The sequence below is a fragment of the Aestuariibaculum sp. M13 genome (assembly GCF_024723255.1).
GTDB classification, from domain to species: Bacteria; Bacteroidota; Bacteroidia; order Flavobacteriales; family Flavobacteriaceae; genus Aestuariibaculum; species Aestuariibaculum lutulentum.
Genome location: NZ_JANIAC010000003.1, coordinates 429,413 through 444,090, shown reverse-complemented (window position 1 = coordinate 444,090; position 14,678 = coordinate 429,413). Strand labels below are relative to the sequence as shown.

Annotated in this window: 13 protein-coding genes; 7 read left to right on the top strand and 6 right to left on the bottom strand. The window is 36.1% G+C overall.

Features of this window, described 5'->3' with window-relative positions; translation table 11 throughout:
* The first annotated feature begins 1 nt into the window (after position 1).
* The 6 genes from NO995_RS13265 to cydB all read left to right on the top strand — a co-directional run bounded on the left by NO995_RS13265 (position 2) and on the right by cydB (position 4,376).
* Entirely contained in the window at positions 2-271 is a 270-nt protein-coding gene (locus tag NO995_RS13265) for a heavy-metal-associated domain-containing protein (protein ID WP_258227921.1), read from the top strand.
* A 6-nt stretch (positions 272-277) separates the two neighbouring features.
* Positions 278-763: a hypothetical protein gene (locus NO995_RS13260; protein ID WP_258227920.1), complete on the top strand. Its 486-nt coding sequence runs from the start codon at positions 278-280 to the stop codon at positions 761-763.
* Positions 764-874: 111 nt separating this feature from the next.
* A complete protein-coding gene (gene trxA / locus NO995_RS13255; RefSeq protein WP_258227919.1) occupies positions 875-1,171 on the top strand; it encodes a thioredoxin in 297 nt (98 codons plus the stop codon).
* A gap of 3 nt (positions 1,172-1,174) precedes the next feature.
* Positions 1,175-1,762: a TPMT family class I SAM-dependent methyltransferase gene (locus NO995_RS13250; protein ID WP_258227918.1), complete on the top strand. Its 588-nt coding sequence runs from the start codon at positions 1,175-1,177 to the stop codon at positions 1,760-1,762.
* 203 nt (positions 1,763-1,965) lie between these two features.
* Positions 1,966-3,297 carry a cytochrome ubiquinol oxidase subunit I gene (locus tag NO995_RS13245; protein ID WP_258227917.1) on the top strand — a complete coding sequence of 444 codons (1,332 nt, stop codon included), beginning with the start codon at positions 1,966-1,968 and terminating at the stop codon, positions 3,295-3,297.
* A 2-nt stretch (positions 3,298-3,299) separates the two neighbouring features.
* Positions 3,300-4,376: a cytochrome d ubiquinol oxidase subunit II gene (cydB, locus tag NO995_RS13240; protein WP_258227916.1), complete on the top strand. Its 1,077-nt coding sequence runs from the start codon at positions 3,300-3,302 to the stop codon at positions 4,374-4,376.
* Between the two features lie 46 nt (positions 4,377-4,422).
* On the opposite strand, the gene kbl is transcribed toward cydB, so the two are convergent.
* Both kbl and NO995_RS13230 read right to left on the bottom strand, forming a co-directional pair.
* Positions 4,423-5,613 carry a glycine C-acetyltransferase gene (gene kbl / locus NO995_RS13235; protein WP_258227915.1) on the bottom strand — a complete coding sequence of 397 codons (1,191 nt, stop codon included), beginning with the start codon at positions 5,611-5,613 and terminating at the stop codon, positions 4,423-4,425.
* 12 nt (positions 5,614-5,625) lie between these two features.
* Positions 5,626-6,582: an NAD-dependent epimerase/dehydratase family protein gene (locus tag NO995_RS13230; RefSeq protein WP_258227914.1), complete on the bottom strand. Its 957-nt coding sequence runs from the start codon at positions 6,580-6,582 to the stop codon at positions 5,626-5,628.
* 169 nt (positions 6,583-6,751) lie between these two features.
* On the opposite strand from NO995_RS13230, the gene NO995_RS13225 reads away from it, so the two are divergent.
* Positions 6,752-7,216 carry an Lrp/AsnC family transcriptional regulator gene (locus tag NO995_RS13225; RefSeq protein ID WP_258227913.1) on the top strand — a complete coding sequence of 155 codons (465 nt, stop codon included), beginning with the start codon at positions 6,752-6,754 and terminating at the stop codon, positions 7,214-7,216.
* Between the two features lie 165 nt (positions 7,217-7,381).
* On the opposite strand, the gene NO995_RS13220 is transcribed toward NO995_RS13225, so the two are convergent.
* The 4 genes from NO995_RS13220 to NO995_RS13205 all read right to left on the bottom strand — a co-directional run bounded on the left by NO995_RS13220 (position 7,382) and on the right by NO995_RS13205 (position 14,527).
* Complete coding sequence (locus NO995_RS13220) at positions 7,382-9,181, bottom strand: DUF3472 domain-containing protein (protein ID WP_258227912.1); 1,800 nt, start codon at positions 9,179-9,181, stop codon at positions 7,382-7,384.
* A gap of 81 nt (positions 9,182-9,262) precedes the next feature.
* Complete coding sequence (locus NO995_RS13215) at positions 9,263-9,829, bottom strand: discoidin domain-containing protein (RefSeq protein ID WP_258227911.1); 567 nt, start codon at positions 9,827-9,829, stop codon at positions 9,263-9,265.
* A gap of 82 nt (positions 9,830-9,911) precedes the next feature.
* Entirely contained in the window at positions 9,912-11,564 is a 1,653-nt protein-coding gene (locus NO995_RS13210; RefSeq protein WP_258227910.1) for a RagB/SusD family nutrient uptake outer membrane protein, read from the bottom strand.
* A 17-nt stretch (positions 11,565-11,581) separates the two neighbouring features.
* On the bottom strand, positions 11,582-14,527 hold the full coding sequence (locus tag NO995_RS13205; RefSeq protein ID WP_258227909.1) for a SusC/RagA family TonB-linked outer membrane protein: 2,946 nt from the start codon (positions 14,525-14,527) through the stop codon (positions 11,582-11,584).
* Positions 14,528-14,678 lie beyond the last annotated feature (151 nt).

Genomic DNA, 14,678 nt, shown 5'->3' with positions numbered 1-14,678 from the left:
CATGCAAACAACAATAATTATTCAAAATCTTAAATGCGGAGGTTGCGCTAAAACCATCTCCAATAATTTAAGTGCTATTGAGACTATTTCTAATATTCATGTCCATATAGAAAAAAGCAGTGTAAATTTCGATTGTGACAGTGAAATTGATGTTATAAAAGTAAAAACAAAACTAAAAGCTTTAGGGTATCCTTCAATTGAAGACGATAATAGCTTTTCGTCTAAAGCCAAGTCGTTTGTAAGTTGTGCCACAGGAAAACTTTCAAAATAACAGATTATGAAAACAAAATTCTTTGCTTTACTTGTATTAGCAGCCATGATTTCTAGTTGTAAGAACAACAATAAACCGGAAACAAAAACCATTGATATTGAAACGTCTAACGATGTTGCAGATCATCCTGGTAAAAAATTAATGGAAACCTATTGCTATGCTTGTCATGATGCTACAACAAGTCACGACAATAGAATAGCTCCTCCTATGATTGCAATAAAAACACATTATATATCAGATAATACAACTAAAGAAGAATTTACAAACGATATGTTGGTATGGATGAAAAAACCTTCTGAAGACATTTCAAAAATGCCTGGCGCCATAGAACGTTTTGGAGTTATGCCTGTCATGGTTTTTCCAGACCGTGTCATCAAACAAATTTCGGAGTATATGTACGACAATGATATTGCACAACCCGAATGGTTTGAGGAGCATTTAAGACAACAACAAGGACGACGCAAAGGTATGGGTATGAATAAAAATCTATAGATTCTAAAAACAGCGTCTACTGTTAGGTTCTTTATATCCCAACGACAAAAGCTTGGTTACAATATAAATCAGATAAGAAGATTTAGGAGATTAACTTTAGTAAACAATAATATGAGTAATTTTTCAGAAATAATAAATCAGGACAAACCTGTTTTAGTCGATTTCTTCGCCGAATGGTGTGGCCCATGTAAAATGATGAGCCCCATACTTAAAGACGTAAAGGAAACGATGCAGGATCAGGTATCCATTATAAAAATAGATGTCGATAAAAATCAGTCGATAGCAGCTAAATTTCAGGTACGTGGCGTACCAACTTTAATGATTTTTAAAAACGGAAAGCAATTATGGCGCCAGTCTGGCGTGCTTCAAAAGAATGATTTAATTTTGCTTTTACAATCATACAAATAGCCTATGGATTTATCGGAATCGTATTGGGATGACCGCTATAAAACAAATAATACGGGTTGGGATATTGGTCATATTTCAACCCCTATAAAAACCTATATCGATCAACTTACCAATAAAGATTTAAAAATTTTAATTCCCGGTGCCGGAAATGCTTACGAAGCGGAGTACTTATTCCATTCGGGGTTTAAAAATGTTTATGTTATTGACCTTTCAAAAACAGCTTTAGATAATATTAAGGCTCGTGTTCCTGAGTTTCCTGAAAGCCAGATGCTACATGGTAATTTTTTCGATTTAAATGACCATTTCGATTTAGTTATAGAACAAACATTTTTCTGTGCCATCAATCCGGAATTACGTTTTAAGTATGCCGAAAAAATTCATCAGCTTTTAAAACCTAACGGAAAACTGGTCGGGCTTTTATTTGATATGCCTTTAAACCAAACCGAACCGCCGTTTGGTGGTTGCGAGGCTGATTACATTAATTATTTCAGCCCATATTTCAATATCGAATTAGCTCCTTGTTATAATTCCATTACGCCCAGACATGGTAAGGAATTATTCATTAAAATGACGCATAAAAAAGTTGATTAAAAAGGACTTGTGTAACATTTATCACAAAGCTTTTCACTTAAAAACAATAACTTGCAACAGATTAATAATGTATAAAACTATACTCCCATATTAATTGATTAATAGGCCAAAAAGCTTTCTTGAAAAAGGAAGCTTTTTTTTATGTGTTTCAAGGAGATTTAAATTTCTGTACCGTATTTTTGTTAGAAATCAAACCCTCCCTTATGGAAGACATGCTTTTCTATGATAGAATGCAATTCGCATTCACGATTACCTTTCATTACTTGTTTCCGCAATTAACCATGGGATTGTCTTTAATGATTGTCTGGTTTAAGTGGAAATTTTTAAGAACACAAATCGAAAACTATAATGAAGCCGCAAAGTTCTGGATGAAAATATTCGCCATTAACTTTGCTATGGGAGTGGTTACTGGCATCCCCATGGAATTTCAATTCGGAACCAATTGGGCGAAGTTCTCCGAACTCACTGGAGGCATTATTGGTCAGATTTTAGCTATGGAAGGCATGTTCTCCTTTTTTCTGGAATCCTCGTTTTTGGGACTCTTTCTGTTTGGTGAAAAACTTCTCGGGCATAAATTGCATTTCATAACCGGATTTTTAGTCTTTTTAGGGTCCTGGGCTAGTGGATACTTAATTATCGCCACACATTCGTGGATGCAACACCCTGTAGGTTATGAGATTTTAGAAAACGGAAAGTTTGTTTTAAATAATTTTAGCGCCTTGTTTTCAAATCCGTGGTTATTGCCATCTTATTTACATAATCAGTTAGCATCTATCATCACTGCGGCATTTGTCGTTTCGGCTGTTGGTGCTTTTTATCTGCTGAATAATAAACATAGTGATTTTGGAAAGCTATTCCTTAAAACCGGGGTTATTTTCGGTTTATTTTCAAGTGTTTTAGTGGCTTTCCCTACGGGCGATTTAGTGGCTAAAAACGTTGTGAAACATCAGCCGGTAACTTTCGCAGCCATGGAAGGGATTTTTGAAACTGAAGAAGGTGGCAGCGAAATTGTTTTAATTGGTCAGCCCAACATCCTTGAAAAGAAATTAGACAATAAAATAGCGGTTCCAAACATTTTAAGTTTTTTAACCTATCAGGATTGGGATGCCGAAATAAAAGGCTTAAACGAATTTGAACCCAACACCTACCCAACCAATATTCCCGGGTTGTATTATGCGTATCATATTATGGTTGGACTGGGAACCATTTTTATCGGACTCATGTTTTTAGCGGCTATTCAGTTGTTCAGAAAAAAACTGTTCACAACCAAATGGATTTTATGGGCATTACTGTTTATGGTTCCATTTCCTTATATCGCAAATACAACGGGTTGGTACACCGCCGAACTAGGTCGTCAGCCTTGGTTGGTTTATAATTTACTACGAACCTCCGAAGGCATATCGCCTACCGTATCCTCTGGAAACACCTTATTCACGTTACTCGGATTTATTGGATTATATCTTTTATTAGGACTACTCTTTTTAATCCTTGTCGGAAAAATTATTTATAAAGGCCCACAAACTATAAAACACTAACTATGGAATTATTCTGGTATATCGTTTTAATGTGCATGCTAACCGTTTATGTTATTTTAGATGGTTACGATTTTGGCGCAGGCATTGTGCATTTATTCTTTGCTAAAACTGAAAAAGACAAAAAAGCCATTACCAATGCCATTGGGCCGTTTTGGGATGCCAACGAAGTCTGGCTTATTGCTGCTGGTGGCGTTTTATTTTTTGCTTTCCCTACCCTTTACGCAGCATCATTTAGCGGATTTTATCTGCCGTTAATTATGATTTTATGGTTGCTTATTTTCAGAGCTATTGGATTGGAATTACGCGGACAAATACACAACAAAATTTGGGAAACCATCTGGGATAAAGCCTTCGGAATAGCGAGCTTACTTCTAGCGTTATTCTTCGGAATTGCCTTAGGAAACGTGGTGCGTGGCGTTAATTTAGGCATGGTGACTGATGGTGTTTCGGCACACGAACCGCATTATTTCTTTTTACCGCTTTGGAATCCCACATTTAGCCCTAAAGCCGAGCATTTAGGGATTATTGACTGGTTTACAATTTTATTAGGCGTTATAGGCGTTATTGCTTTAACCATTCACGGGGCGAACTGGATTATTTACAAAACCAATTCCGAATTAAATTTGAAATTAAAAAGCATCATATTTAAACTGAATTTTGCTTTACTGGCTTTGGTTGTTCTATCCATTTTTATCTGGCACATTATCGAACCACAACCGTTCCATAACTTTTTAAAAACACCGTGGTTATGGATTTTTCCGATTTTTACTTTTACAGGATTGTTCGGCTTGTTTAAAGTAAGAACTTTCAAAAAAGATGGCATGGGATTTTTATTTTCGTCGCTGTTTTTATTCGGAGGAATCACCTCAACAGTGGCATCTATTTTTCCGAAGCTATTGCCTTCAACTAATACCACAAACCCAGATTTAACCATTTACAACATGGCCGCCGACAGTTACGGGCTTTCGGTTGGTGTGAACTGGTTTATTATAGCGGTAATTTTAGTGGCTGTTTACTTTACCATTCAGTATAAAGTATTTAAAGGAAAAATGGACAATGTAGGCTACGGAGAGCACTAACATTACCCATTTTAAAGTAGTTTTAGTTTAATTATATGCTGTTTTGTTATTTAATAACGTTTAAAGCTTTACCCACTTTAGTGAAGGCTTCAACAGCTTTATCGACATGATGCGTTTCATGAGCTGCTGAAAGCTGCACACGAATTCTTGCTTTTTCTTTTGGTACTACCGGATAGAAAAAGGCAATCACGTAAATACCTTCGTCAAGTAATCTGGCTGCAAATTCCTGAGCTAGCTTCGCGTCGTATAACATGACAGGAACTATTGGGTGTTCACCAGGAATGATATCGAAACCAGCTTCAGTCATTTTTATTCTGAAACGGTTGGCATTATTCTGAACCTTTTCGATTAAATCGGTTGATGTTTTTAACTTGTCTAAAACCGCTATCGAAGCTCCGGCAATCGCAGGTGCTAAGGTATTCGAGAATAAATACGGACGTGATTTTTGTCTTAACATCTCAACGATTTCTTTTTTCGCAGCTGTAAATCCACCTGAAGCACCACCTAAAGCTTTTCCGTAAGTTCCGGTAATGATATCAATTCGTCCCATCACGTTTCTGTACTCGTGTGTTCCACGGCCTGTTTTACCCACGAATCCGGTAGCATGACATTCATCAACCATAACCATAGCCTCATATTTATCGGCTAAATCACAGATTTTATCTAATTGTGCGATGGTTCCATCCATAGAGAATACACCATCAGTCACGATTAATTTTCTTCTTGCTCCTGAAGCGGCTTTTAACTGCTCTTCCAAAGACTCCATGTTATTGTGAGAATAACGATAACGTCCTGCTTTACATAAGCGAATACCATCAATGATTGATGCATGATTTAATTCATCTGAAATAATCGCATCTTCAGGGCCTAAAATAGGTTCGAAAACACCCCCATTAGCATCGAAAGCTGCTGCATAAAGAATACAGTCTTCCATACCCAAGAATTCGGCTGTTTTCTGTTCCAATTCTTTGTGAATATCCTGCGTACCGCAAATAAAACGCACAGAAGACAATCCAAATCCGTGCGTTCTCATAGCTTCAATCCCAGCCTCTACAACATCGGGATGCGAAGACAATCCTAAATAATTGTTTGCACAAAAATTTAAAACTTCATTACCTGCGGTCGTATTTATTTCTGCACCTTGAGGCGTTGTTATAATACGCTCCTTTTTGTAAAGTCCAGATTCTTTTATTTCGTTTAACTCGTTTTCAAGCTGTTGCTTAACTGCTCCGTACATAGTTTTTATTTTTTATTGAGTTACTAGAATGTATTGTTCTTTTAAGTGTTTAAGCATGTCTTGAGTCATGGCATCCAGATCGTATTTAGGTTCCCATCCCCAATCTTGTCTTGCTTGTTCATCATTAATCGATGACGGCCAGTTTTCAGCAATGTTTTGTCTGAAATCCGGATTATAAGTCACCTTAAAATTAGGATAATATTTTTGAATAGACGCGGTAATTTCTTCTGGAGTAAAGCTCATACCGTGTAAATTATACGATGTTCTTACCGAAATGGACTCTTTCGGTGCATCCATCAGTTCTAAAGTAGCTCGAATGGTATCATCCATATAAATCATTGGCAACATGGCATCAGCTTTTAAATAGCATTCAAAGTCTTCTTCCTTAATGGCTTTATGATAAATCTCCACAGCATAATCGGTAGTTCCACCACCTGGTAGCGATTGATAACCAATAACCCCCGGATAACGTAATGAACGCACATCTAAACCGTATCTTAAGAAATAGTACTGTGCCCAGTTCTCTCCAGCCGCTTTACTGATTCCATATACGGTTGACGGATTTAAAAAATCACTCTGTGCTGTTTCCATTTTAGGAGCCATATCGCCATACACCGCAATCGAACTTGGATAAAATACTTTACTAATCTTTTCTGCAACAGAAACCTCCAGAACGTTAAATAAGGTTTTCATATTAATATCCCAGGTTTGCAGTGGATTTTGTTCTCCCTTTGCCGATAAAATAGCCGCTAAGTGATAAATCTGAGTAACCTTATATTTTTTAACAATATATTCCAGACAGTTTTTATTGGTAACATCCAGCTGCTCGTAAATACCTTTATAATTTTTTATTGGGTTTAAATCGGAAGCTATAACAGCCTCTTCTCCAAACTTATTTTTAAGAGCCTCAACCAACACCGAACCTAATTGGCCACCGGCACCCGTAACTAATATTTTTTCGTTTTGCATACCTTATTTTGTAAAGTATAAAATTACGAATAAAGCCGTTTCAAAAAATAAATTCACTTTCACAAACCATATATTAAGTAAAAAAACTTTTTTAATACTAATTATAAAGAAAATTTTACTTTTACAATATTTATTTATCTTTATTTGAAGAAAAATTAACTTGAATCTTATGGTAGAAAAACTGGATAATGTCGATTTAACGATTCTAAAAATCTTACAAAACGACTCTAAAAAAACCACTAAAGAGATTGCCTCGGCTTTAAACATGACCATTTCGCCGGTTTACGAGCGTATTAAACGGCTGGAAAATGATGGTTATATTAAAAAATATGTGGCAATACTAGATAAGAAGTTACTAAACTACCCTGTTACCGTTATTTGTATGGTATCGCTGCGATACCATAACGAAGGTTTTATTGATAAATTTGAAGAGCAAATTCAGGAACTACCCGAAGTTCAGGAATGCTTTCATATGGCAGGAAAAGTAGATTTCTTTTTAAAAATAAATATGACCAGCTTAGATGACTATCATGATTTTGTGCGCGTAAAACTGTCTAACATATCCAATATTGGGGTTTTAGAAAGCTATTTTGTTTTGAAAGAAATTAAACAATCTACAGAATTTGTTATATAGAAGAAGCCTTTGGCATAATACCAAAGGCTCTCAACTAACTTCTACAAAAAAGTTAAACCAAACAATATACAATGCACTTGGCAATGTTTCTTTTATATTAAATTACAGGCGCCTCCCATAACTTAAATGAAAAGAGCCCTCTCTTAAAAATAAAGGCTCTATTTTTTAATCTCTTGTAAATGGTATAATCTCTGCCATTGCAGCATAAATACTACCATCGTGACTTGAATTTGCAATAAACTTAAGATATCTAAACGTTTGTGGTGTTTCAAAATCCACATCTTGAGCATCTGCAGATTTTGCCAATACAAAATCCCCCATAGATGTCCATGTTACGTTATCTGTACTAATTTGAATTTCTAAATTTTCAATTGAACGTGAAGTCGTTTGTCTTTGATAAAATCTAACTCCATTTACTAATTTATCAGATCCCATATCAATAGTAATATGATGAGGATGTTGACCAGCAGGGTCACAGCTCCAACAAGAATGCCAATACGAATCTAAATTCCCATCAAGCACATCGGCTGCACGCCCTGTATCACCTTCCCCTCCACTAGCTTCTTCTGAACTAAAGTCAACAACTGTCCATCCTGTCCTGTCTAATTCGGTAGCAGGACCAAGAACCACAATTTGAGGTAAAGCATTTAAATCTACATCAGGTTGAGTTCCTGCACTTCTTGATAATGCAGAACCTGCATCTGTATAATCGTTAAAGAAACCACAGTTTTTCATAATAAAAGAACTTCCTTCTGATCCTCCATAGAAATCCATACGATCACCATTTGCCGCAGTAGCGTCAACTCCAAAAGTCGCCTCTGTGACTTCATTCCAAACGCCATCTGTAGTATATACCCATTGGTTACCGTAACTACCTTTTCTGGTTTGGTTACCGGTTGCAGGATTAAAGTTTTCTAAAAACGAGTGAGCCCCAGTTAAGTATGTAGATGTTTGAGGTCTTCTAAGACTTGCAATCATCACCCACTCTCCAACTTCAGGATCGTAGAAATATCCTGTATAGTCTGTAGAACCTTCCACTTCTGCTGGCTCTCCTTTCAATAAAAACTTATAGGTTACACCTGTTTTCCAACCTATATTTTTAAAACTCTGAAGACCTGAACCTTCATTACCAAAATCCTGAACAGTTACACCGTCTCCCGCTCCTAGTTTTGTCACTTTATAATCGTCTGGAATCTGGTTTGGATCATCGGTATTGTAGGCACTCCAGATAGAGAAGAGAATACGTCTTTCTGAACTTGAATTTACCTGTAGACCAAAATATCCTTGTGAATGTCCATTAGCCATAAAGAATGATCCTAAAACATCTTCTCCATCAGCTACGGTAAGCTCATTATAAAAATATTGAACATCTTTACCTGATGGCGTTTTATAACCAATATTAACAGATGGTCCTCTTCTTCCAAAATAAAAATTATCTACCGGATTGTAAATTACTCCATCTGCAACTGCAGAACCTCCAAGAAGCAAACTATTTATATCTCCAACAAAAGTTCCATTCTTTGAAAGTGCCTGAATTTCTATAGTATTATAACCAGCTTCAACCGGGAATACTCCAATACCATAATCTACATACTCTTCTGTAGTAATGATAAGTTCTTTACTCAAACCGTTAACGGTTACTTTAAACTTAGAACCTCCTTCAGATGTTTTAATATTCAATCCTACATTTAAATCACCAGCACCTGTTCTAACGTACGAACGGATAACATGATCTGTTGATGTCCAATTATGAATACCTTCAGCAGATATTAATGTTCCATCTTGCGAAGTATTATTCTTTACCCAGCTATTAGGTCCTATAGGTACCGTTTGGGTAAACTCCAGATTGGCGGCATCGGCACCAATTAAATCTTCAAAATATACAATTTTCTCTGCATCACAGGATAGAAAACTCAATGCTATCGTAAAAAACAGTATTAACACTTTATTTATTTTATTATTCATGATTTTAAATTTTTAATTCAATATTTCCTTTCTAAACAGCCATACATACATGGCTTCATTAAAAAATTATATTGATAACGATTATTCGTAAACGTAACCTCCAACCTGAGCTAATGCCGCAAAAATACTTCCGTCGTGAGATGAATTAATAATTATTTTCACATACATTGCTGTCTTGTTTTCCCCAAAATCAACTGGTTGAAGTTCGGCCACTCGAGATAAAGTAAAACTTCCCATTGACGTCCAAGAAGACCCATCGGTACTTATTTCTACTTCTATATCTTTAATAGCTCTAGATAAAGATTGTCTTTGCGCTATTTGAAGCCCTCCAATACTTATTTCTGAACCAAAATTTATAACCAGTTCATGTGGATGTTGAGCTCCTGGGTCGCAAGTCCAACATGAATGCCAAAATGTTTCTAAATCGGCATCAAGAATATCGGCTGCACGACCAGTATCTCCTTCTCCCGAGGTTTCTTCTGAACTAAAGCTCTCCATAGTCCAAGCCGATGGCTTAAGGTTTACCTTAATTCTTGTATCGTTGAAAATCTGATTGGTTTTATATAAAACCTGGTCTGGCTCACAAGCCAAAACCACTACAGCAACAAGAAAAAATAAAATATGCTTTATAGTTTTTGTGTTTTTCATAATTGTTAATTTTTAATAGCGTTTAAATAAACCAAGTGAATGTTTTACACTCACCTGGTTTTTTTTTACTAACTCATTACTCTTAAGGGTTTTGTTCTAAAGACGGCTGGATTAATATTTGCTGCTCTGGAATTAGCTCGATAATAACCTTATCTGTAGCCGGAATTTGAGGATACGGATTTGAATTATTTAAATGCGTTCCAGGATAACGTCTATCCATGGTTAATCCGTTCCTGTAAACATCGAACTTTCTGTGTCCTTCGAAAGCCAACTCTAACTGACGCTCCTCCATAACAACATCAAATACCGTTTTACCTTCCGGAAGATTAGTTAAGGTATATTCATCTGCTTTCGCTCTTGCTCTTAATATATTAATATTATCTAAAGCTAACTGGTCTGCTCCCTGCTTAGCTAAAGCTTCAGCCTTATTCAAGTACATTTCGGCTAAACGCGATACTGTTGGCGACCATAAATGTAAATCGTTTTCTTGCTGAGACGCTTTAAGGATAAAGAATTTAGGATAACCATTACGTTTATCCATATCGTAATCGAATGTTACATCTTGACGGCCGCTAGGTCCGTTAAAATAATACTGCGTTCTGCCATTAACCTCCTCAGACATTAGCGTATAGGTAGTTCCTTCATCCTCAAAAGTAATAGTAGAACCATTATCTGTAGTATGTCTAAACTTATAGGCGTTATCCTCAACCCAGTAAACTGCTGGTATCTTATCTCCATTTTCATCTACCAAATATTGAGGATCTATAAAACTACCTCTTAAATCATTTTCACTCTGATTTAAAAGCTCCAAATATGGCTGAGATGGATACATTTCCCCCCAACCTACACCATCAATAGTCGCATAAAACGACCCGATAGTCCACCAGTCTTCGTTACCAGGAATATCAATATCTTTAGTTAAGGTTACAGAGAAAATAGCCTCTTCATTCTCTGCCGGAGGTAAAGTATTCATTACAGCAAAACGCTCTGGAGACAATAAAACATACGGTCCTTCATTTATGACTTTATCGGCGTACTCAATGGCTTTTGTATTGTCTTCCATATAAAGATATACTCGTGACAATAACGCTTGAGCAGCTCCTTTAGATGCAAATGAGGCTCCTTTATTTTCATTCATTAAGGCTTCAGCTTTTAATAAATCTGAAATAACCTGATTGTAAACTTCACCTACGGTATTTCGATCTGGTAATTCATTAATATCTGAGGTTAACTTTAAAGGCACCGATAGATTAGACGTCCCTTGATTATAAGGTCTACCAAAAATGTTCCCCATTTGAAAATACACTAAAGCTCGAATGTAATAATTCTCTCCTATAACCTGATCTTCTGCATCAGAATTACCCTCTGTTAAACTTTCGATAACACGGTTTGCTCCTACTACAGCCTTATACGAGTTACTCCAGAATCTCTCAGCTCTATAATTATTTGGGTTTCTTTGATAGTTATAAAAGAAGTACAAATCATCAGTAGTACCTCCACTAATCATCACATTATCACTAGAATACTCAGACATTCTGTGTAAATCGTCTATCCAGCCATCGTAACCCTTATCGCCTTTTAAAAACAAGTAGTTACCAAGTGTAGCTGACTGCGCAGCTCCTGGATCATTAAATAAATCATCGGCTGAAATTTCAGTAAATGGACTTCTATCTAAATCGCACGATGTAAACACCATTGGCATAGAGAATAGAATTGTATAAATTATTTTTTTCATCTTCTAATTTTTTTTAATTAAAACCCAAGATTTAATCCTAATGAAAAGCGTCTTGGTACTGGATAACCAATACTTGTATACCCTAAATCGGATCCTCCAATACCATTACTTATGGTTGGATCTACCCCTGTAAACTTTGTAAATGTTACTAAATTATCACCAGACAAAGTAATGTTTGCACTACTTAATCCTACCTTATCCATTATGGATTTTGGTAAATCGTAAGATAAAGTAACGTTAGTTAGTCTTAAATAACTGCCATCTTCTAAATAACGTGTAGAAGTCTGATTACTGCCGGCATATCCCCCTGGTTGTGGTTTAGGATGTGTTGCTACATCTCCTGGTCTTTCCCAACGACTCCAGCCATCAGGCAATACCATTTGGTTGTATTGTAAATAATATCCGTCTGAATCGAATAAGTTACGAGACGCATTATATAATTCAGCCCCATAAGAAAAGGCCCAATTAGAAGTTAACGCAAAATTCTTATACCAAATAAGCGTACCAAAACCTCCTGTATAATCAGGATTTGCTGATCCTGCAGTTTGTAATGTTGCACTATTATAATTCGACGTTGTTGAGCTCTCTCCTGTATCTGGATTAATAACTTCGTAAACTGGTGCTCCATCTGCAGGATTTACACCTAACCACTTTCTCATGTAAAAAGTTCCAAACTCTTCTCCTTCTCTAATGATAAAAGACCCACCAATAATATCAGTTCCATCTGGTAATTCCTTGACATTATTTTTATTAAAACTAATGTTTGCAGCAGCGGCTATTCCAAAATCTTGTGTCTTTACAATATCTGCAGCAATAGCAACCTCAATACCCTTATTGGTTACAGAACCAATATTTTGATAACGACCACTAAATCCTGTTTGATCTGATAAACGTCTGTAGAATAACAAACCTGAATTTTCTTTATTGTAATAATCTACTGTTAAATCGATCGCATCAAAAAAGGTTGCATCTATACCAAAGTTACTTTCAACACCCTTTTCCCAGGTTAGATCTTCTGTCCCTAAACGATTAGGCTTCGCTGCAATAATACCTGCGTATTGAAATTTAACATCATAAGTAGATAAATACCCAAAACCTCCAGGTTGATTACCTACAGCACCATAACTCGCCCTAAGTTTAAGAACGTTTATATCATCTATGTTAAAGAAATTTTCTTTGTGAATATTCCATCCGGCTGCTACCGAATAAAACTCTCCATATCTGTAATCTGGCGCAAATGCCGAAGCGCCGTCAATTCTTAAGGATGCCTTTGCAAAATATTTTGATTTGTAATCGTAATCTGCAGCTACTAAAAAGGATTGCTGCGCTGTTTCTCCGGCATTACCTTCAGCTTGAGCAGCCTTTAACCCCACACTTTGTACCTGACCGTTAACTACCACATTTTCAGATCGAGTTGATACATTTCTGGTACTAGTATCATTATACTCATAAGCTGCTAAAGCATTTACTGTATGATCTTCATTAAAGGTCTTGGAGTACTTTAACATCTGGTTGGTAAATCTATATAAACCACGAAATGTATTATCCTGAATAGATCCATTTACAGATTTTCCACTATTCGATCTTGGATCTGTATAATTATAAGACTCTCCATTTCCCCAACGAAAGTTATTTGTCGAAATAAAGGTTAAGTCTTTTAATAATTTATATTCTACATCAAAACTCGCAAATAAATCGAATGAGCGCGAATCTGAATAATTCCACTGTCTGTCATAGAAATAATTACTTTTATCACGTCCTAACCAATCATCTCCTAGTGATTCACGCGCATTAACAACCGAACCATCTTCATTAAACGGGTTATCCCAAGGCATATTTGTATAAGCTGAATATAAATCTCCTCCTCTTGAGTTTTCTCTTCTATCGAAAACAAAATATAACTTTGGTTTGATGGTTAATTTCTCTGATATATTGTAATCTAAGTTAGTACGATATGTATAGCGATCCAATCTGCTACCTATTACTGTTCCTTGTTCACTGTAATATCCTCCAGAAATTAACATATTATGTGTTTCTGTAGCAGAGGTAAATGATACTGTTGCATCTTTAACAAAGCCATCCTGAGTTGTCGCATCAAGCCAATCAAAATCTCGTTCTAGTAAGCTTTCATTAAACCACTCATTTGTATTTCCTAAACTTTCATGATAATCATATAACTGCTTCGAGTTCATAATTTCAAAGTTGCCTGGATTAAACTGATTTACTGCGCTTTTTAAGTAAACAGTCATTTGTGGTTTTTTCCCAATTTCACCACGTCTTGTTGTAATAAGAATTACACCATTAGCACCACGATTTCCATACAATGCCGTAGCTGACGCATCTTTAAGAATAGACATACCTTCTATATCTCGAGGATTAATTTTAGGATCTGAATTACCAATAATAACTCCATCTACAACCCATAATGGCGAGTTTGTTGAATTAATGGAAGAACGTCCTCTAATTATTATATTTGGAGATGATCCTGGAGACCCACCGCTAGGCAATACCTGAACCCCAGAAACCTTACCCTGTAACATGGTTACAACATCTGGAACGGTAACATCGGTTAGTTTATCAGCCTTCACTTCTACTACAGAAGAAGTGATGGTTTCTTTCTTTTGTGTACCATATGCTACAACTACAACTTCTTCTAATGCATCTTGATCTGATTGTAATTGAATATTAAAAGTTTGTTTTCCTGAAACAGAAATTTCCTGACTTACATACCCGACATAACTAATAACGAGTATATCATTTTCTCCTACCGAAACGGTAAATTTTCCATCAAAATCTGCAGACACACCTTTCGATGTCCCTTTTACGCTGACGCTAGCTCCTGGCAACGGAACACCATCGTTAGCGTCCGTTATTGTACCTGAAACCTGCTTTTCCTGAGCATACATCGTATATGTAAACCCTATCAGCAAAACAAATAGCATTGTTTTAATCCTATTTTTCATAAGTTTTAGTTTGAGTTAATAATTAAAATTTGTTGAGTTAATTGTTGCGTTTGTTATTTCTAGAATGATTTAAAATTCCCTAAGTTGATGTTAAAAGAGAGCGCTTAACAGATGGCGCCCTCTCTTAAACCATCTCAAGTGACTAATAAAC

What these genes read in the sequence shown, in the direction of transcription:
- NO995_RS13265 (WP_258227921.1), top strand. Translation starts at nt 2, where the DNA reads ATGCAAACAACAATAATTATTCAAAATCTTAAATGCGGAGGTTGCGCT.
- NO995_RS13260 (WP_258227920.1), top strand. Translation starts at nt 278, where the DNA reads ATGAAAACAAAATTCTTTGCTTTACTTGTATTAGCAGCCATGATTTCT.
- trxA (WP_258227919.1), top strand. Translation starts at nt 875, where the DNA reads ATGAGTAATTTTTCAGAAATAATAAATCAGGACAAACCTGTTTTAGTC.
- NO995_RS13250 (WP_258227918.1), top strand. Translation starts at nt 1,175, where the DNA reads ATGGATTTATCGGAATCGTATTGGGATGACCGCTATAAAACAAATAAT.
- NO995_RS13245 (WP_258227917.1), top strand. Translation starts at nt 1,966, where the DNA reads ATGGAAGACATGCTTTTCTATGATAGAATGCAATTCGCATTCACGATT.
- cydB (WP_258227916.1), top strand. Translation starts at nt 3,300, where the DNA reads ATGGAATTATTCTGGTATATCGTTTTAATGTGCATGCTAACCGTTTAT.
- kbl (WP_258227915.1), bottom strand. Translation starts at nt 5,613, where the DNA reads ATGTACGGAGCAGTTAAGCAACAGCTTGAAAACGAGTTAAACGAAATA.
- NO995_RS13230 (WP_258227914.1), bottom strand. Translation starts at nt 6,582, where the DNA reads ATGCAAAACGAAAAAATATTAGTTACGGGTGCCGGTGGCCAATTAGGT.
- NO995_RS13225 (WP_258227913.1), top strand. Translation starts at nt 6,752, where the DNA reads ATGGTAGAAAAACTGGATAATGTCGATTTAACGATTCTAAAAATCTTA.
- NO995_RS13220 (WP_258227912.1), bottom strand. Translation starts at nt 9,181, where the DNA reads ATGAATAATAAAATAAATAAAGTGTTAATACTGTTTTTTACGATAGCA.
- NO995_RS13215 (WP_258227911.1), bottom strand. Translation starts at nt 9,829, where the DNA reads ATGAAAAACACAAAAACTATAAAGCATATTTTATTTTTTCTTGTTGCT.
- NO995_RS13210 (WP_258227910.1), bottom strand. Translation starts at nt 11,564, where the DNA reads ATGAAAAAAATAATTTATACAATTCTATTCTCTATGCCAATGGTGTTT.
- NO995_RS13205 (WP_258227909.1), bottom strand. Translation starts at nt 14,527, where the DNA reads ATGAAAAATAGGATTAAAACAATGCTATTTGTTTTGCTGATAGGGTTT.